Genomic DNA, 21767 nt, shown 5'->3' with positions numbered 1-21767 from the left:
CAATGGCTATCAAAAAAGTAATAGAGACAAAAAAGGTAAGCCGTGTTTTCAAAAACGGTGAGATTGAAGTACACGCACTTACCGATGTAGACCTGGTGATCAAAGAAGGAGAGTTTGTGGCTATTATGGGAGCATCAGGATCAGGAAAATCTACCTATCTCAATATTTTGGGATGCCTTGATTTACCTACTTCAGGAGAATATTTCCTGGATGGTATATATGTAAACACCTTGACCAAAAATCAATTAGCCGATATACGCAACCAAAAAATTGGCTTCATATTTCAAAATTATAATCTACTGTCACGAACTACTGCTTTGGAAAATGTAGAGTTACCATTGGTATATGATCGTACTGGCAGATTTCCTAACCCAAAAGAAATGGCAAAGAACGCTTTAATACAGGTGGGTTTGAAAGATCGGATACATCACAAAACTAATGAACTTTCGGGAGGGCAACAACAACGGGTTGCTATTGCACGAGCATTAGTAAATGATCCGGCAATAATATTGGCCGATGAGGCAACGGGAAATTTAGATAGTAAAACCAGTATTGATATAGCCGATTTGTTTGTACGCCTAAATGATAAAGGAAAAACGATATTGATGATTACCCACGAGCCTGAAATTGCTCAATTTGCAAAACGTATTATCATCTTCAGGGATGGGTATATTCTAAGTGATGAAACCATAGAAAACAGAAGCACCAAAGAAAGTGCACTCCGTGACCTGGAGTTAACCGCTAAATAAAAAAGATGCAACAGTTATTTAAAACATTCAAAGTAGCTTTTCAAGCCATTAATAAAAACAGGACAAGGAGTTTGCTTACCATGTTGGGTATAATCATTGGTGTTGGAGCCGTAATTATGACAATTTCTGCTGGTGAAGGGGCTACCAAAAAAGTGCAGGACGAGATTTCAGGATTGGGCACCAACCTGCTAATCATCGAGGCAAGGCAGGAACGCAGAGGCGGTATATCTGTGAGAAAAGGAAAGGAATTAAGTAAAAAAGATTATAAGGTTTTACAGGATAATTCGGTTTGGATGAGTAAGATCTCTCCAATGGTAGTTGCAGGTATTCAGGCAATAAGCAATCAAGGGAACAAGAGCACAATAGTATACGGGGTATCAGGAGATTATTTTGATATCATGAGCCGTGAAGTGGTTTCTGGGAAAGCTTTTTCAGAATTGGATGTAAAAATGACAAAACAGGTTTGTTTGGTTGGAAAAACAATTCAGAAAGAACTTTTTAGTGGCGAAGACCCTATCGGGAAAACCATTAGAATTGATAAAGTGCCTTTTACCATAGTTGGCCTATTGGAAGAGCAAGGACAAGATGGTATGGGCGAAGATCAGGACGATATGGTGGTGGCACCTTATACAACCGTTCAAAATCGTCTTTTTGGTGATCCTAATTTCAATGTCTTTGTGGTCTCTGCCGTGAGCAAGGAAAAGATAAATGATGCCGAAGTAGAAGCTACTATTTTACTGAGGGAAGCACACAAAATTTCACCTAATCAAGAAGATGATTTTGAAATTACTACACAAGTAGAACTTAATGAAATCACAGGTGAAATTACAAGAATACTAACCATTTTACTGGGTGCTGTCGCGAGTATTTCATTACTCGTGGGTGGGATAGGTATTATGAATATTATGTTGGTTTCCGTAACAGAACGAACCCGCGAAATAGGGACCCGATTAGCATTGGGGGCGAGAGAAAGTGACATCCTTACTCAATTCTTAACGGAAGCCATTGTGCTAAGTGCAGCAGGAGGCATTATTGGGATTGCGCTTGGAATCATAGGGAATCAGATAATTTATCAAACTACCAATTTTTATGTACCTACAGCGGAGTATGCTATTGCCATTGGTTTTGGCTTCTCGGCCATCATTGGGGTTGCATTTGGGTATTTTCCAGCTCGAAAAGCGGCTAAATTGAACCCTATTGATGCCTTACGGTATGAATAGCATAATCAAAAAACACGAAAACTATTTATAAACTTAATTTTGTAATGTAGCTTATTTTGTTATAGATATCTCTTTTGAAAAGTATGTTAAACATACAATTTGAAATACACAATTTTAATTATAAAAATGGGAGTAGTGTTATTGTATCTTTTGTTACTTGTTACTGGAATACAGACAACTACTGTGTTAGGCCATATTATTATCAAAATAATGTAAGATGGCGTAATAAATTGCGGTATACAAGTTACCTGTCAAACGAAAATCAAATAAACAAAAAAAGGAAGTCAAATGACTTCCTTTCCTATTTATATGTATTGTGATAAGTTATGCTTCCTCTTTTGCTTTTCGCTTAGCTTCTCTTCTAAGCTTAAAATTTTCAATATTCGCTCCAATAATCCAATAAGGAACTACAAAGGTTAATAAAAAGATCATCAACCAAAAACCAATGGTAAGAATCGTTAAAAAGGCTAAAAAACCAAGATACTGATCAAATTCAAACATAACTTTATTCTTATTTTCAATTTCGACAAAGATAATAAGTCTTATTCATATGTCATAGCAGAAAATAAATTTATTTCCATAATCTCTGATTGCGTCAAAATACAAGCAAACTAACTTAGGGAAAGTCTCAAAATGTTTAAATCTCGATTATCGAGTAAAAAGTAGTAGTATTATTCAGAAATAGCCCTGCAAATGCTTAAATTTGCCTTTTCAAAAAAACAAATCATCTCACTAATGAAATATAGAATAGAGAAAGATACGATGGGCGAGGTTAAAGTGCCGGCTGATAAATTATGGGGGGCTCAAACCGAACGTTCTAGAAACAATTTTAAGATTGGCGCTCCTGGTTCAATGCCATTAGAAATTGTTTATGGTTTTGCATATTTAAAAAAAGCCGCAGCCTATACCAATTGTGAGTTAGGTGCATTGCCTATAGAAAAGAGAGATCTGATTGCCCAGGTATGTGATGAGATTTTAGAAGGAAAACATGATGATCAGTTTCCGCTCGTGATATGGCAGACAGGTTCAGGTACGCAAAGCAATATGAATGTAAATGAAGTAATTGCGAACCGAGCACATCAATTAGCAGGTAAATCTATTGGAGAAGGAGAAAAAACACTGCAACCAAATGATGATGTAAACAAATCTCAATCATCTAATGATACTTTCCCCACTGGAATGCACATAGCAGCCTACAAAAAAATTGTAGAAGTAACGATTCCAGGCATAACACAACTCAGAGATACTTTAAAGAAAAAATCTGACGAGTTTAAAGATGTCGTAAAAATTGGTCGTACACATTTCATGGATGCTACTCCACTAACTATAGGGCAAGAATTATCAGGGTACGTTTCTCAGTTAGATCACGGTCTAAAAGCATTAGAAAACACCTTACCACATCTCGCAGAATTAGCTCTTGGTGGTACCGCTGTAGGTACTGGTTTAAATACTCCGAAAGGATATGCAAAAAGAGTTTCAGAATTTATAGCACAGTTTACAAGCCTACCATTTATCACTGCAGAAAATAAATTTGAAGCCCTGGCTGCTCATGATGCCCTCGTTGAAACTCACGGCGCATTGAAACAGCTAGCCGTTTCTCTTAATAAAATAGGAAATGATATTCGTATGCTCGCTTCTGGACCTCGAAGCGGTATTGGGGAATTAATTATTCCGGCCAACGAGCCTGGTAGTTCAATCATGCCAGGAAAAGTAAACCCTACACAGTGTGAAGCATTAACTATGGTTTGTGCGCAGGTATTGGGGAATGATGTTGCCATTAATGTTGGCGGAATGCAAGGACATTTTGAATTAAATGTATTTAAACCGGTAATGGCTGCAAATCTTTTGCAAAGTGCTCAGTTAATTGGTGATGCTTGTGTTTCTTTTGATGAGCATTGCGCACAAGGAATTGAACCTAATCATAAACGAATTACGGAATTACTAAATAATTCTCTGATGTTAGTGACTGCGTTAAACACCAAAATAGGATATTATAAAGCTGCCGAAATAGCAAATACAGCTCACAAAAATGGTACTACATTGAAACAAGAAGCCATTGCATTAGGATATGTAAATGAAGAAGAGTTCGAACAATGGGTAAAACCAGAAGACATGGTAGGTACCTTAAAATAATTCTTAATTTTTATCATCTAGAATAAGAGTAAACCTCATAGTTTTCAACAAATTATGAGGTTTGTTTGTTTATATTATTGTATATTTTTAGTTTTATTAACATAAAAACTGTATAATTGATAAAATTATGTTAATGAAATTTATCGTTCTTTTTGCAATATCAACACTATTTGTCTCTTCAAGTATTACATCTGAGAGCTATCTCGGAAAATGGGAAATTACCGGAGGATCGGTAATTGAGATCTATCAGAATGGTAAAAATTTCTATGGAAAGATTGATAAACGGGCATCAAACCCATTATCAAATTTTAATGGTTTAGATAATAAAAATCCTCAAGAAGAATTAAGAAATCGACCTCTATTGGGAATGAACATTTTAAATGAACTTAAATATGAGGACGGAGTATTATCTGGAGGTACAATATACAATGCAGATAGTGGAAAGACCTATACCGTTAAGGTTTGGATTGACAGTGATGATATAAACGTTTGTTATATCAGGGCGTACAAAAGCTTCTTATTTAAAACCTTTATAGCAAAAAGGATAAAAAGTCAGAAATATATAGCGAGCGACACGAAATAAACTGAAAAACCAACAGTATGCACACTAGAAATCCGCATTTGGACAAATGCGGATTTTCTATTTTCTCTTACCTAATTTATATCCCCAAATTGTTAATATTTTGCCCCCCAACAAACATATTACAATTATTATCTATGAATAGCATGACTACAAGCTCTTGGTAGTTCTTGCATAAATTCTTGTATAAATCTGAAATTAATTCGAAAGAGTTTCATAATGTTTGTGTAAAATTGTTTATACTGTTGTAATGTTATGATGAAAAAATAATAGCTATCTATTTTATATAAAATAAGTGACGCTACCTAGATTTGATCTTTGAGACTCCTTATCTATGGATTGCAAAACTGCTAGCCTTTGGAAGTTCCTTTACAAATTTTAAAATAAAACTGAAATTAATACTTGATAAGTTCATGATTCTAATATTTAATTTGGTTTGTAGTGAGTTTTGATTAATTCTGATACAAATGTACTTTGATAAGTCACACGATGCAATGGGGAAAAAACCCCATTTTGTATAGGTAATCCACCCCATACCAATAAATATAGGTATTGAAAGAGATGTTATTTTCTATGATAAATGAAAAAAGCACGATCAAAATATCGTGCTTTCCTGTACTTATAATTAAAAATCTTTTTATACTCTTTCTAATTTCAATGTCAAGTCGATCTCTACTGCTTCAAGAGCCTGACCTAGGTCCCAGATAAGATCCTTGGCACTTTCAACCCCTATTGATAATCTAACTAATCTGTCTGTAATATTCATTTGTCGTCTTTGTTCTTCGTCAACTCCGGCATGTGTCATCGTTTTAGGATGCTCGGCCAAACTTTCGGTACTACCCAGGCTTACTGCAAGCTTCATTAATTTAAGATGGTTCAAAAACGTAAAGGCTTCTTTTTCTCCTCCTTTAATATCAAACGAAACCATTGCTCCAGGAGCAGAGCATTGTTTTTGGTAAGCAGCAAAAGCTTCTGATCCTTCTTTTAGCAATCCTAAATAATACACTTTTTCTACTTTAGCATGACTATTAAGGTAATCTGCAATTATTTCTGCATTCTTAGTTTGCTGATCCATGCGTACTTTCAATGTTTCTAAACTCCTTAACATCAACCAAGCTGTATGCGGACTTACCATATTTCCTAAGAAAGTACGCAACGTTTTTACTCTTAACATTAATTCTGCATTTCCCAACACCGCCCCTGCGATCAAATCACTATGCCCTCCAATGTACTTGGTAGCAGAATATAACACTAAGTCTGCTCCGCATTGTAAAGGATGCTGCCACAGTGGCCCCATATACGTATTATCTACGGCAACAAGGACTTTTCTCTCTTTTGTGCTGAATTGTTTAGCTAATTGACTGAACTTTTCTATATCTACAATATCATTAGTAGGATTAGCAGGAGTTTCCAAATAAATCATAGCAAGTTTTTCTGCCAAGCCTGAATCTTTAATTATTTGAATTACCTCATCGATACTTTGGTTAGGCATAACTCCTATGGTATGTACGCCTATTTTATCTAAGAAATGATGTATAAAATGATCAGTACCTCCATACAAAGGATTACTATACACCAATAAATCTCCTGGTTTCAGGAATTCCAGTAACACGGTACTTATTGCAGACATCCCACTTTCAAAAACCGCACAATCATCAGCTTTATCCCAAAGACAAAGCCTGTTTTCCAAAATTTCGAGATTGGGGTTATTGATTCTACTGTAGATAAGACCCAACTCTTCCTTAGGCGATTTTTCTCTCAAACCATAAGCCAGCTCAAAAAAAGCTTTTCCTTCTTCAGCTGTTTTGAAAACGAATGTTGAAGTTTGAAATATTGGGCATTTTATAGCTCCTTCAGATAACTCAGGTTTATAACCATAAGTCATCATTAAACTTTCGGGGTTGAATTTGTGTTTTTCCATAGTCTAAAAATATAATGTATAGAATTAAAAACCATAAAAACATCTATTTTTAGAACAAAAAAATATAAATACTCTATATGTAGAATTTTATTCTATATTTGAATCTATACAAACTTTAATGTAGAAAAATATTATGGATCCAATAGATCGATCAATTTTACTTTTATTACAAAAAGATGGTAAAATTACTATCAAAGAGATTGCAGAACGATTAAACTTAACCACCACCCCTATTTTTGAAAGAGTGAAAAAACTAGAGCGTGACGGGTATATTAAATCCTACAAAGCTATTTTAAACAGAAAAAAAATAGGCCTGCAATTAATGGCATTCTGTAACATTACGCTGAATTTGCATCAAAAAGATTTCATTAAAAAGTTCGAAAAAGATATTCAGCAATTTCCCGAAGTTGTAGAATGTTACCATGTAGCGGGAATGTTTGATTACTTGATTAAGATATATACAGAAGATATGGAGCAGTATCAGGATTTTCTTTCAAATAAATTAGCCTCATTAGAAAACATTTCTAAGGTACAAAGTTCTTTTGTGATGACAGAGGTGAAAGATTTTTCGTATTTACCAATTCCATAAAAATAATACCAGGACTTAACAAAAGATTTAGAACTCAAAATGTAATTTTGATATTCAACCAAAAAAGTTGCACAAACATGAACATCAAAGATGCAAAAGTATTGATTACCGGTGGTAACTCTGGTATAGGAAAAGCTACTGCCAAATTGCTTAAAGAGAAAGGGGCTCAGGTAGTGATTTCGGGAAGAAATGAAGCTACACTTCGACAAACAGCAAAAGAATTAGATATTGATTACTTGAAAGCAGATGTAACCAAGGAGAGTCAGGTAAAACAGATGGTGCAAGAGGCAAAAAACAAAATGAACGGTCTTAATGTTTTGATTAATAATGCAGGCTATGGTTATATCTCCAAACTTGTAGATATAGAAGCAGATAAATTTACCGACCAGTTTAAAACTAATATTCTTGGTGCTGCGCTTTGTGCAAAAGAGTCTGCAAAACATTTTGTAGCACAAGACTACGGAAATATTATCAACATTGGCTCTACCTCTTCATTAAAAGGTTCTCCCACTGCCTCTCCCTATGTAGCTACTAAGTTTGCATTAAGAGGTATGACAGAAAGTTGGAGAAATGAACTTCGTCCTCATAATATACGAGTAATGCAGGTCAATCCCAGTGAGGTAATGACCAATTTTTCAGACAATCGGGTCGATACTAACACAAATCAAAAACAATATACAGAAGCAGAGCAACAAACCAAGCTCAGAGGAGAAGAAATCGCTCATACCATTGCCAGTCTTTTGGAAATGGATGATCGGGGATTTATTACTGAAGCTACTGTATTTGCAACAAATCCAAAAGTATAATATATTTTCTCTAATGAACTCTCATTAAAATTAATTGAGATCATTTCTCTCTTTTTATAAAAATATATTTGATAGTTATTATAATCTAACTGTCAATGTTTATAAAGTACATTCGATTTTTCTTAATACTAGTGCTCTCAAATTCTTTTGAAGTAAGAAGTCAATCTGGAAATTTTGAGAACCCCTGGATTTTTGGAGTTGGAATAAACCTAATAAATGACTCGGTAGAAACCATTGAGGATTTATTTGATCTTAAGGATAACTACCACTACCAAACACCTATTTCTCTTTCCTTAGAAAAACGATTTAAAAATGATTTTGGTTTAGAAGGAAGAATTAATTTTAATAAGCAAATCCAAGGAAAAAAAGTCAATGATTTAATTTTACAAGAAGATGTAACTTTAACTGCGTTCGATGGACATCTAAAATATTACATAACTAATCTCTGGTTAAATACAAGAAGAGCAATTTATGAAGGATATTTATCAGCCGGACCGGGAGTAACATTTTTTGATTCTTCAGATAAAATTACCGCTAATTTTGCAGTGGGCATTAATTGGTTCTTATCAGAACAAACGCGTTTTAACACACAAGCTGTCTTAAAAGAAGGTGTTATCGGCAACCCGACGAATAGTTACATTCAATTTAATTTTGGAATTATCTTCAGATTAAACAAATCAAGATCCTGTTCTTGCTATTGACATTTTACTCCTATTTTGAGATCTGTAATGGTGCAAAAAAACAAGTAGTAAAATTATAAAAAACATTGCCGCTCCAATCTTAAAAACAGCGACTTGGATACTCTCAAAAAGGATACCCCCGAGTACAAGTCCAAAAATACTGGCAAAGCTTCCCATACTATTGCCATATCCTTGTATGGCTCCCTGCATTTGATGATTCCCGGTTTTTGATAATAATGACAAAAAACTTGGCCACATGAGACCATTACCTAAGGATAATAATGTAACAGCTAAATACATTATATAAACATTTGAAACTGAGAGGAGGTAAAAACTGGTAGCCAATAAAAAAGTCCCTATTACAATAAAAGTGTTGCTAGACACCTTACCCGACAAAAACGATAATAAAGGGCCTTGAACCAGAATCATAATAACACTCGAATATGCCAAAAAAATCCCCAGCTCGATAGAAGACCAATTCAAAATCGTGGATGCATATATAGGTAATCCCGCATAAAATAAACTAAACCCTAAAAAGGTGAAAAAATAAATAGCGTATAATAAAGGAATATCATCAAGTTTAAGTATTTTCCAAAATGTATTAGATGAGTTATCTCCTTCTGAAGTTGAGCCACCATAACATTCTTTATGTTCTACCTGAAAAAACCGTCGAAACGATTTTAAACCAACACTACCAGTATCTACAACGCAAGGATTACTCTCTGGTAACTTTGTTGAAATTACAAAAATGGCAATTAATGATATGAATGCAGCCAAAATAATTGGCAATGCTTCTCCCAAAAAAGTAGAGGCCAATAGTCCTGCAACCGCAGGCCCTAAAACAAAACCAAGACTGGTTGATGCTCCCATCATTCCGAAGTTTTTATCACGATCTTTATCTGTGGAAACATCTGATAAATATGCATTCGCTACAGAAACATTCCCCCCCGTAAAACCATCAAAAATTCTGGCTACAAAAATCAGAATCAGTGGTAAAGTCATTATATAACTTCCTGTAAGTTCAGAATCAGAAGACCACAGTTTTGTTTCTGGCAATATAAAGGCAATTAGAAATAGTGACCATGCAATAAATGTTCCAGCCTGGCTCACGATCAGAACTTTCTTTCTACCTAATCGATCAGACAGCTTACCAAGAATAGGTGCCCCAATGAGTTGAAAAAATGGATACGTTGCTCCTAAGATACCATAAATGAAACCATTTCCACCTAAGTCAGTAACAATAAATATAAGGATTGGAATAACAATACTATACCCCAATATTCCAATAAAATTAACCAATAAAATAGGAAAGATGTTCTTATTGAAAAAGCTAAAAAATTGCATCCCCTAAAATAAGATTGTTCATTTGAAAGTGCTGTTAAACTATTGCCAATAAGTAGTGATTATGCCATAATCTTTACTAAGAGTTCCTTGAGAATATCCCCCTGAGGAAGGTTAGCAGCACCCACTCCTTTGCTTTTTACATCTGCATCACGCAGTAACGCGATAATTCTACTCACTTTTTTCATAGGAAAATTATGAGCAGCCTCGGTATAATCCTTCACAAAATAAGGATTGATTCTTAGCGAACTAGAAACATTGCGTTGTGACTTATCAGATATCCCATGATATTGTAGAACCTGAGCAAAAAAACTGTATAACAACGAGATGGTCACTACTAAAGGATTATCCTTAGGGTTTTGGGCAAAATAATTTATAATTCGATGTGCCTTGATCACATCTCTGGAACCAATTGCCTTGCGCAATTCAAAATTATTGAACTCCTTACTAATACCTATGTTTTCTTCAATCTGGTCAGCTGTAATTTGTGAACCGGCAGGGACAATTAATTTAAGTTTTTCTAACTCATTGTTAATCTTGCTTAGATCTGTTCCCAAAAATTCAACCAACATTTGAGCCGCTTTGGGTTCTATACTATACTTGACCCCTCCCAAAACCCTTCGTATCCAATCAGATACTTGATTTTCGTATAACTTCTTGCTTTCAAAAATGACTCCATTTTTAGAGACCATCTTGTAAAGCTTTTTTCGCTTATCAATTTTCTTATATTTATAACACATGACCAAAACCGTTGATGGTTGAGGGTTTTCAGCATAATCAGCTAATTTCTCAATCGTTCTTGACAGATCTTGTGCTTCCTTTACAATGACTACTTGTCGCTCTGCCATCATCGGAAAACGTTTTGCATTACCAATGATATCATCAATACTTACATCACGACCATACAAAACCATTTGATTGAACCCTTTTTCTTCTTCGGCAAGTACATTTTTATCGATAAACTCAGAAATTCTATCAATATAATAAGGTTCCTCTCCCATTAAAAAATAGATTGGCTTAATATTTCCGTTATTTATATCGGTAACAATTTGTTTTACTTCATCCATTCAGAAAAAATCATCAAATTTGTGATATGCAAATGCAAAATTTAAATTTTCCGGCATATCAGTTCAGGTTCAAAAGTAGCGAAAATAAAATTTCTATTTTTGACCGAATACGTAAAAAATTTATCCTTCTTACACCAGAGGAATGGGTGCGACAACATACGATACATTATCTTATTGAAGAAAAAAAATATCCGGAAAGTCTAATCAATATTGAAAAAATTATAAAACTTAATGACCTCAACAAGCGATATGACATTATTATCTTCAAACCTAATGGCGAGATCCGTCTTATTGTTGAATGTAAATCATATTCTGTAAAGATCACTCAAGAAGTATTCGATCAAATTGCTCGATACAATCTTGCTCTTCATGCAGAATACTTAATGGTGACCAATGGACTGAATCATTATTATTGCCAAATGAACTATACCAATCAACGATATACTTTTCTGACGGATATCCCCTTCTATAAAAAATAAAACCCATTACTTTGTATTAGTGAATATCGCAGTAGTTATATTAAATTGGAATGGAAGGTCATTACTGGAGCAGTTTTTACCTTCTGTAGTAGAATATTCTGAAGAAGCTGTTATTTACATCGCAGATAATGCTTCTACTGATGATTCTGTGGGATATGTAAAAGATACTTTTTCACAGGTTCGTATCATCCAAAACAAAAGTAATGGTGGGTATGCCAAAGGGTATAATGATGCTCTTTCCCAAATTAATGCTGATATTTATTGCTTACTGAATAGTGATGTAGAGGTTACAAAAGACTGGCTTGTTCCTGTTAGGAGAATTTTTCAGGAATCTCAAAATGTTGCTGCTATACAACCCAAGATTTTAGATTATAAAAGGAAAACACATTTTGAGTATGCAGGAGCAGCCGGAGGTTTCATAGATAAATTTGGTTACCCCTATTGCAGAGGCAGAATTTTTGACACCCTTGAAGTAGATCGGGGTCAATATGACGATACGGTTGAAATATTTTGGGCCAGTGGTGCGTGTTTGTTTATTAGAAAAGAAGTTTTTGATGAAGTTGGAAAACTCGACGAAGATTTCTTTGCCCACCAAGAAGAAATTGATCTTTGCTGGCGCATCCAAAACCTAGGATATAAAATTATGTACACAGGCGCTTCTACCATATATCACCTTGGAGGCGCAACTTTGAACACCATGAATCCCAAAAAGACATTTCTCAATTTTAGGAACAATCTATTTCTATTGGTCAAAAATGTACCCGGAAACAATGTTTGGTTTTTAATACTTAGTAGATTGGTTTTAGATGGATTAGCAGCAATGAAATTTCTAGCTTCGGGGAAATTTTCTCATTTCATTGCTATACTTAAGGCGCATTTCGGCTTCTACCTCAATTTTAACCATTTCGTTAAAAAAAGAAAAAAACTTTCTCAACAGGGGAAATATTATTCAATTTTTTCCGTTGTATGGCAGTATTTTATTTTAAAACATAAACATTTTAATCAATTATAAGGTTATTTAATAAATTATTGTTAATGGTCTATTATTACGCCACATTTTTAATAATTTTGAGTTATATAACCAGAACAAGACTTAAAACAATTTTCTAATGAAAAAAGTAATGATTATTGGCGCTTCAATGGCCGTTTTACTATCTTCTTGTGTTTCACAGAAGAAATTCTCTGAACTAGAAGCCAAACACAAAGAAACTGAGGACTTACTAAATTCTGCAACAGTTAAACTGAATAGCTGTCTAGAAGAAAAAGCAAGCTCAACGTCACAATTAAAAGTATTACAGGATCAAGTATCGAATCTCAAAAACCAAAACTCTGCATTATTAAATAATGTGGGTAATCTTGCAACGCTTTCTACAAAAGAGGCTGAAAACCTTGAAAAATCTTTAGAAAGTATTAAGGAGAAAGACTTGCAAATAAAAACAATGCAAGATGCAATTACCAAAAAAGATTCTGTTACTCTTGCCCTTGTAACCAGTCTTAAAGGTGCTTTAGGAAATCTTGCCGACGAAGACATAGAAATTAATGTTGAAAAAGGTGTGGTTTATGTTTCTATTTCTGACAAGCTTCTTTTCAAGAGCGGCAGCTATAATGTTTCAGCCAGAGCTCGTGAGGTCCTGGGAAAAGTAGCTAAAGTAGTAAATGACAAGCCAGATATTGAATTCTTAGTTGAAGGACATACCGATAATGTACCTATCAAAAACAAAGTATTATTAGATAACTGGGATCTTAGTGTAAAACGTGCTACTTCTGTAGTAAGAGTATTGCAAAACGATTTTAAAGTAGATCCAAAACGTATGACAGCGGCTGGTAGAAGTTACTATGTACCTGTTGCGAATAATGATACTGCAGCTAACAAAGCCAAAAACAGACGTACACGAATTGTAGTATTACCGAAACTCGATCAGTTTTATAACATGATCGAAGACGGAATGAAAAAAGCTACTCAAGGAGGAAATTAAAAGATTTAATTTTTTATCACGTAAAAAAGGTTGTCCAATGACAACCTTTTTTTATGCAAAATAGACACCATAATAATTTTTATGTTAAAGAAATACTAATATCTTTGCGCGTTTTATTTTTAACCCAAATCTAAAACCTTCAAAATGAGAAAACTTATTTCTACAGTGCTACTCCTGCTATGTATAGCATCTGTACAATCACAATCCTATTTAGGATTTTTAACAGATAATTATAGCGGTGTACATGGTGTTATTAACAATCCAGCAAATATTGTTGATTCTAGATTCAAAACAGACATTAACCTTGTTGGCGTAAGCGCTTTTATTGGTAACGATTACTACGGAGTAAATTTTACTGATATTTTTGATGAAAATTATGAGATCGAAGATGAAGCAAGAGAGTTTCCAAAAGATAAAAATAATTTAGTAGGAAATATAGATGTACTTGGTCCTGCATTTATGTTCAATATCAATGAGAAAAACGCTATAGCTGTATACAGTAGAGCAAGAGCATTTTTTAATGTGAATGATATTAATGGTGAAACCTTAGAGGGTATCATTGATAATCTTGACGATAATATCAATTTCGATGTTAATCAAGGTAGTGCCTATGCGAGTGCACATAGTTGGGCCGAAATAGGAGTTTCGTATGCTCGAATTATTTTCAACAAGGAACAACATTTCTTAAAAGGAGGACTTACCTTAAAGTATTTACAGGGTCTAGGTACAGCATATGCTACGGGTAATAACTTGTCTATAGATTTTGATGCTAATACAGCTACCGGAAACGGGAGTGTAACAACTACCGGAGAAGTTGCCTATGGATATAGTGATAATCTAGAAGACGACCTTGACCAGGTTGAAGTGGTTAGCGGCGCTACTGGTGTAGGGGCCGATCTTGGTTTTGTTTATGAATGGAGACCTGATTATGCAGAGTATACTTCGACTGATAGTAAGGGTAAAACATATATGCCAAAAGATGTAAACAAGTATAAATTAAAATTTGGACTATCCCTCACCGACATTGGAGCAATATCTTATAATGGAACTCAAGAAAATTATGACTTCAATAGAACAATAACACAAAACGAATTTGAAGACCTTGACATTGATGAATTAGAAAGGTCATACGGAACACCAATATTAAGTGATTCAGAAAGAGCTACCCTGCCTACTGCTTTACATGCTACTGTTGATTGGAGTATCAATAATAGATTTTATCTAAATTTAAACACTGACCTCTCACTCACCTCAAAGGATAAAGTAAACGCAAGTAGAATTACCAATGTGGTTTCTCTAACTCCCAGATTTGAGAGTAAGTGGTTTAGTTTTTATTCTCCTATAAGTGTTATACAACATAGCGGTTTTCAATGGGGAGCAGGTTTTAGAGCTGGACCCTTGTATGTAGGATCTGGATCTGTACTTTCTTTACTTATAAGTGACGAAACAAAAGCTGCTGATGTTTATGTAGGGTTTAAAGTACCGGTATATCAATCCAGGCCTAAAGATAAAGATGGTGACGGTGTACTAGACAAAGTCGATGAATGCCCCGAAACTGCTGGGCCAGAAGAGAATTACGGCTGTCCATGGCCTGATACAGACGGTGACACCGTTTTAGATAAAGATGATAATTGTCCTGATGTTGCAGGAGAAGTAGATAATAATGGCTGTCCGTGGCCAGATACCGATGAGGATGGGTTACTTGATAAAGATGATAATTGTCCACAAACTGCCGGACCAAAGGAAAATAATGGTTGCCCTTGGCCTGATACTGATCAAGATGGCGTACTAGACAAAGATGATAATTGCCCTAATGTTCCAGGTACTGTAGCTAATAATGGTTGTCCTGAAGTAACAGAAGAAGTTCAAAAAACATTAAATGAATACGCAAAAACAATTTTGTTTGACTCAGGAAGATCTTCTATAAAAGCAGAATCAAATCAGGTATTAACAGGTATCCTAAATATTCTTAAAGAATATTCGACAGCAAAATTTAAAGTTGAAGGCCATACTGATAGTGCTGGTAGTGCAAAATTGAATCAGCGTTTATCTGATGCAAGAGCCAACGCAGTTAAGAACTATTTAGTAGAGAACGGTATTGATCAATTTAGATTATCGGCAATAGGATATGGAGAAGACAGGCCGATTGCTACTAATAAAACCAGAGCCGGAAGAGCACAAAATCGAAGAGTAGAAATCAATTTGGTAAAAGAATAAATTCTTTTACCAGAAAAATGTTTTAAAAGAAAAAAGACAGGCCTTCAAAGCCTGTCTTTTCAATTGTGGTTAGTCAAAATAAAACAATCAAATTCTAATTTCTTTTGTAAATTTTCTGTCTTTAAGATCAAAATAGATGATATATTTTCCTGAAGGTACATCAGAAAAATTATAGGCTCTTTCAAAAATTAATTTATCTTCCTTTACGTTTTCAGAAAAGAGCATTACTCCTTCTTGATCATAAATCGATACGTGCAAAGGCGATTTTTCTGATCTGGTAAGCATAACTCTTACGATGTTACCTTCTACAAGTGCTTTTGGTTTAAATACCGTTATTACAGACTTGTTGATTAATGAAATCCCCTTTGAATTCTTCACTACAGGAGTTACCTTAATATCAAATTCTGTCTCTGTTTCGACAAAATAAATACCATCCTTAACCGTATTTAGATTAAAATACTTTCTATAAGTAGGCATCGCATCTAATGTAATATCAAAAAGTATTTTTCCTGAATAATTCTTAAGATACAATTTCTGTCCGTTGCTTATATTTGACAATGAAACATTAATTGTAGAAGAGTTCTCGATCTTTACTGATAAAACATCTGAAGCTTTTACTACCGTGCTAAAACATATAGCACCAATAAGCAGGCATAGGTTAATTACTCTTTTCATAATTTTCTAGTTTTAGTTGTTAACGTTTTGATGGTACAAATTTAATTAACATACAAACCCATATACGCAACAGAATTTGCAAATTTATATGCTATTTTAACCTCACTTAGTCCACAAATATCATTTTGAAGTTAATTTAACATATTTTTTATTTTAATTTTACAATATTTTAACGAATCTAATGCAATATTTGTACTCATATCTTGTAATTAAAAAAGATTTATGAAAAACATAAAACCATCATTAGAAAAGATCGTTCCAGAATTTGGAAGTTCTATGTACTACGAGACATTTTCGAAGGACAATAAGAACAAAGCACCTATCTGGCACTATCATCCCGAGATTGAAATAGTGTATGTTAACGGAGGAACCGGAAAGCGTCAAATTGGTAGTCATATGTCTTATTATCGAAATGGAGCACTAATGCTTATTGGAAGCAACTTGCCTCATTGCGGTTTTACCGATCGCATGACAGGAAATAGTAGCGAAACTATTATCCAAATGCTGCCTGATTTTCTTGGTAGAACATTTTTTGATATTCCTGAAATGAGTACCATAGGTAGATTGCTTGAACAAGCAAAAAAAGGAATAGTTTTTCATGGTGATACCAAAAGAAGAATAGGAGCACAAATAGAATCCTTACAAAATCTGGAATCTTTCGAAAAGTTAATAGGAATTCTTCAAGTCCTTAGAGAAATGGAAAGAACAGATGATTACACGATTCTAAATGCAGAGGGTTTTATTGTTGAGACTGCCTTACAAGACAATAATAGAATTAATCTGATTTTTAATTTTGTGCAGCAAGAGTTTGTTCGACCAATACCGTTAGAAGAAATAGCAGATAAAGTAAGTATGAGTGTCCCTGGTTTTTGTAGATATTTTAAAAAAATCACTGGGAAAACGTTCACTCAATTTGTAAATGAGTATAGGTTAGTACACGCAGCCAAATTGCTACACGAAAAGCAAACAAGCATTACAGACATTTGTTATGAAAGCGGTTTTAGTAATTTTTCTCACTTCAATAAGTTATTCAAACAATTTTCTGGAAAAACACCAAGTATGTACAGAAATGAATTGAAGTATACTGTCTCTTAAACCTGATTAAATAATATCGATGTTTCCTTTTCCTTCCCTTATCAAAACCGGCTCATCACCTGTTAAATCAATTACTGTAGAGGGTATATTGTCACCATAACCTCCATCAATAACCATATCAACAAGGTTATCCCACTTTTCTAAAATCAATTCGGGATCGGTTGTATATTCGATCACTTCATCTTCATCATATATAGATGTAGAGACTATTGGATTACCTAAGCCATCTACAATCGCTTGACAAATATTATTATTTGGAACTCTAATACCCACGGTTTTTTTCTTTTTAAACACAGTGGGCAGATTGTTATTTCCAGGAAGAATAAAGGTATATGGTCCGGGCAATGCTCTTTTTAGGAGTTTGAAAGTAGCATTGTCTATTTGTTTGACGTAATCAGATAGATTACTTAAGTCTTTACAAATGAACGAAAAATTAGCCTTTGCAAGTTTTACTCCCTTGATTTGTGCAATACGTTCTAGTGCTCTGGTGTTTGTAATATCACATCCTAATCCATAAACGGTATCTGTAGGATAAATAATTAATCCTCCATTACGCAAACAATCAACAACTCGTTGAATCCCTCTTGGGTTTGGATTTTCATTATACAATTTTATAAACTCTGCCATAGTACTACTAAAAGAGACGGTAAAGATACAGGTTCTATCTCAGATTAATTTCAAAACCTAGCTAAAGATCACCAAGAATTCATCATTAAAATATCTTTACCATCAGTCGTTTTATAGCGTTTCATCAGATTTGCCGTCATGCAGGAATGAATAGGTAATGCCAAAATGTAATCACCAATTGAATAATTTTTGATTTGATCATCACTTACAGAAATTATACCGTGCTCCTGAGATAGACTTTTTATAACCGTATCAGGAATTAGATCTCCCCAACTATTTTCATTTTTTTCTACTATTCTGCCATAAATCGTTCCTTCCTTTTCATTCTCTAATCTTTCTTTAGAAAAATGCACTCCTCCTCCATAAACCACTATTTCATTTCGATCATCATGAATAGCAACTATAGGACAAGCCAATGCTACTGCTATATGATCTATAGCATTAGAACCTATTTTATTTTGCATCAGGTCATAAAAAACAAAATTTCCAGGTCGTATCTCATCAATACCTTCAAAATCTTCAGCTATGCTACAACTTGGTGTGTCTCCTAACGACAGTATTAAGTTAGAATATTCATTTTTATATTTTTCTTTTAGTTCTACCAATGTGTTCATGCACCTTTGATGGATATCAAGAACATCAGCCTTATTTTGGCATTTATAGGTATGACCTGAATGCGATAAAAATCCTTTAAAGATTAGTTTTGCCGATACCTCAGAAATTTTTAAAATGTCATCAATAATATTACCATCTTTTGGTTGAACTCCGGTTCTATGATATCCGGCATCTATTTTTATAAAGAAGCCTACAGGGTTTGTCAAGTTTTCTATTAAGAACTTTGCGGTCTCAGCAGATTCTATCAAAAGATTAAGTTGTATTTTCTCTGCCAGTCTATTTATTCTTTCAATTTCCAGGATATTCGTCGGGAAAGCTACGGTAATATCTTTCCATTCGGGTAAGAAATATTCAGCCATTTCTAAAGAAGAGACTGTTATTTTATTGACTCCGTGTTCTTTAAACCATCTTCCAATTTCTAGCGATTGATGTGTTTTGAAATGTGGTCTAAACGTAACCTTGTGTTCCTTTGCTTTTAGAGCCATATCCCTAATATTCTTTTTACACTTATCTACATCCAAAATCAAAGAAGGTACATGTATCATCCTATTAGTATTTGTTTAAAAAAAATATCATCCTATTACTTTCAGCTTGGCAAACCTTAACAGTAGTTTTTTGATTCCACCTTTATCAAAATTAATCTCTGCTTTTTTATCGTGCCCCACTCCTTCTAATTTGATAATCTTTCCTATTCCAAATCGCATATGCTCCACTACCATTCCCGCAGCTAAATCACTATCAAACAGATCTGTCTTGCTCTCACTATTTGACGTTCCATTAGAGACGGGTCTGAGCTTACGCAATTTTTGTAGTTGTTCTTGTGTTGGTTTATGTGCCAAAGGGGGAGACCCTATAACAGGCTTCTTGAGTCGAAGTTTGCTTTTATCTACTTCACCAAATATATCTGAATCTATTAATGGCTTATATCTATAATTCTCTACCGGGGTTAAATATTCGAGATATTGATCATCTATTTCTTCGATAAAGCGACTAGGTTCTGCGTCTACCAATTTACCCCAACGGTATCTGGATTGTGCATAGGTTAAATATGCCTGTTTTTCGGCTCTTGTTAAAGCTACATAAAACAAACGTCGCTCTTCTTCTAATTCGCTCCGGGTGTTCATGCTCATCCCAGAAGGAAAAAGATCTTCTTCCATACCTACAATATAAACATAAGGAAACTCTAAACCTTTCGCCAGGTGTATGGTCATCAATGCTACTCTATCATCATCTCCTGTATCTTGATCAAGATCGGTGGCAAGAGCTACGTCTTCAAGAAATTCTGCCAATGAACCAGTGGCTTGATCTATTTCTTTTTGCCCCTCGACAAAATCCCGAATACCATTAAGTAATTCTTCTATATTTTCAATCCTTGCGATACCTTCTGGTGTTCCGTCTTTCTTTAGTTCTTGAAGTAATCCAGTTTTTTTAGCGACCGTTTCAGCAAGGACAAAAGCATCAGATGTTTGATTGGTGATTTGAAAACTCTTAATCATATTCATAAAGTTTTCTAATCTTGTTTTGGTTCCACTATTGATTTTAAGGTTAATTCGATCTAAATTTTCTATCACTTCAAAAATAGAACGATTATAATGATTTGCGGCTACCACCAGTTTATCTACTGTCGTCCCCCCTATTCCTCTTGTTGGATAATTGATCACGCGTTTTAAAGCTTCTTCGTCTTTTGGATTGATCACCAAACGCAAATATGCCAATACATCTTTTATTTCCTTTCGTTGGTAGAATGATAAACCTCCATATATCCTGTATTTAATATCACGTTTCCTTAGAGCATCTTCAATAGCTCTGGATTGAGCATTTGTGCGGTATAGTACTGCAAATTGTCCATTACCCAACTGATGTTGCATTTGGTTCTCAAAAATTGAACTTGCTACAAATCTTCCTTCATCACCATCAGTCAATAATCTGTTTACTATAATTTTTGGACCTGCATCATTGGCTGTCCAAACCACTTTATCAAGCTTGGTTTTGTTTTTATCAATAATTGAGTTTGCAGCTTCAACAATATTTTTCGTCGATCGATAGTTTTGTTCTAAACGATATTGCTGAACATTATCGTAATCTCTTTGAAAGTTAAGAATGTTATTAATATTCGCCCCGCGGAAAGCATAAATACTCTGGGCATCGTCGCCCACGACACAAATATTTTGAAACTTATCTGATAAGGCTCTCACAATCAAATATTGTGAATGGTTGGTATCCTGGTACTCATCTACCAATATATATCTGAAGCGATTTTGATATTTTGCCAACACATCCGGAAAACGATTTAATAGCTCATTGGTCTTTAGTAACAGATCATCAAAATCCATTGCTCCCGCCTTGAAACAACGATCTACATAATGCTGATAGATCTCTCCCATACGTGGGCGTTTTGCCATAGCATCAGCCTCTACCAATTCCGGATTTTGAAAATATGCCTTAACTGTGATCAAACTATTTTTATAAGACGAAATTCTGGAATATACCTGTTTATACTTATAGATATCCTTATCCAATCCCATTTCTTTAATGATCGAAGCTATTAAGCGTTGGGAATCTTGCGTATCATAAATGGTAAAATTTGATGGATAGCCTAATTTATCGGCTTCAAATCTCAATATTTTTGCAAAGATAGAGTGAAATGTTCCCATCCAAAGGTTCTTTGCCTCACTGGCTCCCACAATAGTTGAAATACGTTTTTTCATCTCACGTGCTGCTTTGTTGGTAAACGTAAGTGATAATATATTAAACGGATCTACACCTTGATGCATTAAATAAGCGATACGGTACGTAAGTACACGTGTTTTTCCCGAACCGGCACCTGCAATTACGATCATAGGACCATCTTTCTGAAGTACGGGAGCCCGTTGTGCATCATTCAATTCTGCTAAATACTCTTCCAAACGTGACAAATTTTAAAGACTCGAAATTTAAGGAAAGAATGACGGTTATAAAACTCATATCAAGTCTTTTTGTGAACAAATACTGGTCAAT

At 34.5% G+C, this 21767-nt stretch carries 20 protein-coding genes; 12 read left to right on the top strand and 8 right to left on the bottom strand.

Going from position 1 to position 21767, the window contains the following annotated elements; all coding sequences use genetic code 11:
- The first annotated feature begins 2 nt into the window (after positions 1-2).
- Positions 3-749: an ABC transporter ATP-binding protein gene (locus ACFSJT_RS19255; protein WP_378321970.1), complete on the top strand. Its 747-nt coding sequence runs from the start codon at positions 3-5 to the stop codon at positions 747-749.
- A 5-nt stretch (positions 750-754) separates the two neighbouring features.
- Positions 755-1969, top strand: coding sequence for an ABC transporter permease (locus ACFSJT_RS19250; protein ID WP_378321969.1), 1215 nt, complete (start codon positions 755-757; stop codon positions 1967-1969).
- A gap of 324 nt (positions 1970-2293) precedes the next feature.
- On the opposite strand, the gene ACFSJT_RS19245 is transcribed toward ACFSJT_RS19250, so the two are convergent.
- Positions 2294-2470 (bottom strand): hypothetical protein, encoded by a 177-nt coding sequence (locus tag ACFSJT_RS19245; RefSeq protein WP_167549785.1) that lies wholly within the window; start codon positions 2468-2470, stop codon positions 2294-2296.
- Between the two features lie 234 nt (positions 2471-2704).
- Between ACFSJT_RS19245 and fumC the strand changes: the two genes are divergently transcribed.
- Both fumC and ACFSJT_RS19235 read left to right on the top strand, forming a co-directional pair.
- The gene (gene fumC / locus ACFSJT_RS19240; protein WP_378321968.1) at positions 2705-4102 is read left to right on the top strand and encodes a class II fumarate hydratase; all 1398 of its coding nucleotides are present in this window, start codon (positions 2705-2707) and stop codon (positions 4100-4102) included.
- A 133-nt stretch (positions 4103-4235) separates the two neighbouring features.
- Entirely contained in the window at positions 4236-4685 is a 450-nt protein-coding gene (locus tag ACFSJT_RS19235; protein ID WP_378321967.1) for a DUF2147 domain-containing protein, read from the top strand.
- A gap of 634 nt (positions 4686-5319) precedes the next feature.
- Here ACFSJT_RS19235 and ACFSJT_RS19230 read toward each other — a convergent pair.
- A complete protein-coding gene (locus tag ACFSJT_RS19230; RefSeq protein WP_378321966.1) occupies positions 5320-6603 on the bottom strand; it encodes a cystathionine gamma-synthase family protein in 1284 nt (427 codons plus the stop codon).
- A 133-nt stretch (positions 6604-6736) separates the two neighbouring features.
- Here ACFSJT_RS19230 and ACFSJT_RS19225 point away from each other — a divergent pair, with 133 nt between their 5' ends.
- From ACFSJT_RS19225 to ACFSJT_RS19215, 3 genes are all read left to right on the top strand, one after another.
- Positions 6737-7192: an Lrp/AsnC family transcriptional regulator gene (locus ACFSJT_RS19225; protein WP_378321965.1), complete on the top strand. Its 456-nt coding sequence runs from the start codon at positions 6737-6739 to the stop codon at positions 7190-7192.
- Positions 7193-7269: 77 nt separating this feature from the next.
- The gene (locus ACFSJT_RS19220; protein ID WP_378321964.1) at positions 7270-7998 is read left to right on the top strand and encodes an SDR family oxidoreductase; all 729 of its coding nucleotides are present in this window, start codon (positions 7270-7272) and stop codon (positions 7996-7998) included.
- A 95-nt stretch (positions 7999-8093) separates the two neighbouring features.
- Complete coding sequence (locus ACFSJT_RS19215) at positions 8094-8699, top strand: hypothetical protein (RefSeq protein ID WP_378321963.1); 606 nt, start codon at positions 8094-8096, stop codon at positions 8697-8699.
- On the opposite strand, the gene ACFSJT_RS19210 is transcribed toward ACFSJT_RS19215, so the two are convergent.
- Both ACFSJT_RS19210 and holA read right to left on the bottom strand, forming a co-directional pair.
- Positions 8676-10022 (bottom strand): MFS transporter, encoded by a 1347-nt coding sequence (locus ACFSJT_RS19210; RefSeq protein WP_378321962.1) that lies wholly within the window; start codon positions 10020-10022, stop codon positions 8676-8678. The genes ACFSJT_RS19215 and ACFSJT_RS19210 overlap by 24 nt on opposite strands.
- Positions 10023-10081: 59 nt before the next feature.
- The gene (gene holA / locus ACFSJT_RS19205; RefSeq protein WP_378321961.1) at positions 10082-11086 is read right to left on the bottom strand and encodes a DNA polymerase III subunit delta; all 1005 of its coding nucleotides are present in this window, start codon (positions 11084-11086) and stop codon (positions 10082-10084) included.
- Positions 11087-11118: 32 nt separating this feature from the next.
- On the opposite strand from holA, the gene ACFSJT_RS19200 reads away from it, so the two are divergent.
- From ACFSJT_RS19200 to ACFSJT_RS19185, 4 genes are all read left to right on the top strand, one after another.
- The gene (locus tag ACFSJT_RS19200; RefSeq protein WP_378321960.1) at positions 11119-11565 is read left to right on the top strand and encodes a type I restriction enzyme HsdR N-terminal domain-containing protein; all 447 of its coding nucleotides are present in this window, start codon (positions 11119-11121) and stop codon (positions 11563-11565) included.
- A gap of 19 nt (positions 11566-11584) precedes the next feature.
- Positions 11585-12577 (top strand): glycosyltransferase family 2 protein, encoded by a 993-nt coding sequence (locus ACFSJT_RS19195; RefSeq protein ID WP_378321959.1) that lies wholly within the window; start codon positions 11585-11587, stop codon positions 12575-12577.
- A gap of 97 nt (positions 12578-12674) precedes the next feature.
- Positions 12675-13541, top strand: a complete 867-nt coding sequence (locus tag ACFSJT_RS19190; protein ID WP_378321958.1) for an OmpA/MotB family protein — start codon at positions 12675-12677, stop codon at positions 13539-13541.
- Between the two features lie 144 nt (positions 13542-13685).
- Positions 13686-15758 (top strand): DUF5723 family protein, encoded by a 2073-nt coding sequence (locus tag ACFSJT_RS19185; protein ID WP_378321957.1) that lies wholly within the window; start codon positions 13686-13688, stop codon positions 15756-15758.
- Positions 15759-15845: 87 nt separating this feature from the next.
- Here the strand turns inward: ACFSJT_RS19185 and ACFSJT_RS19180 are convergent, their stop codons facing one another.
- Complete coding sequence (locus ACFSJT_RS19180; RefSeq protein WP_378321956.1) at positions 15846-16433, bottom strand: PPC domain-containing protein; 588 nt, start codon at positions 16431-16433, stop codon at positions 15846-15848.
- A 222-nt stretch (positions 16434-16655) separates the two neighbouring features.
- Here ACFSJT_RS19180 and ACFSJT_RS19175 point away from each other — a divergent pair, with 222 nt between their 5' ends.
- Positions 16656-17528 carry a helix-turn-helix domain-containing protein gene (locus tag ACFSJT_RS19175; protein WP_378321955.1) on the top strand — a complete coding sequence of 291 codons (873 nt, stop codon included), beginning with the start codon at positions 16656-16658 and terminating at the stop codon, positions 17526-17528.
- 6 nt (positions 17529-17534) lie between these two features.
- Here the strand turns inward: ACFSJT_RS19175 and ACFSJT_RS19170 are convergent, their stop codons facing one another.
- The 3 genes from ACFSJT_RS19170 to ACFSJT_RS19160 form a co-directional block, all read right to left on the bottom strand.
- The gene (locus ACFSJT_RS19170; RefSeq protein WP_378321954.1) at positions 17535-18155 is read right to left on the bottom strand and encodes an L-threonylcarbamoyladenylate synthase; all 621 of its coding nucleotides are present in this window, start codon (positions 18153-18155) and stop codon (positions 17535-17537) included.
- Positions 18156-18223: 68 nt separating this feature from the next.
- Positions 18224-19315, bottom strand: a complete 1092-nt coding sequence (locus ACFSJT_RS19165) for an alanine racemase (protein WP_378321953.1) — start codon at positions 19313-19315, stop codon at positions 18224-18226.
- A gap of 27 nt (positions 19316-19342) precedes the next feature.
- Positions 19343-21676, bottom strand: coding sequence for an ATP-dependent helicase (locus ACFSJT_RS19160; RefSeq protein WP_378321952.1), 2334 nt, complete (start codon positions 21674-21676; stop codon positions 19343-19345).
- Between the last annotated feature and the right edge of the window lie 91 nt (positions 21677-21767).

It is taken from the genome of Aquimarina celericrescens (assembly GCF_042682765.1).
GTDB lineage: Bacteria > Bacteroidota > Bacteroidia > Flavobacteriales > Flavobacteriaceae > Aquimarina > Aquimarina celericrescens.
Note: the sequence above shows the minus strand (reverse complement) of the source record. Positions and strands in the feature narration are given on the sequence as shown.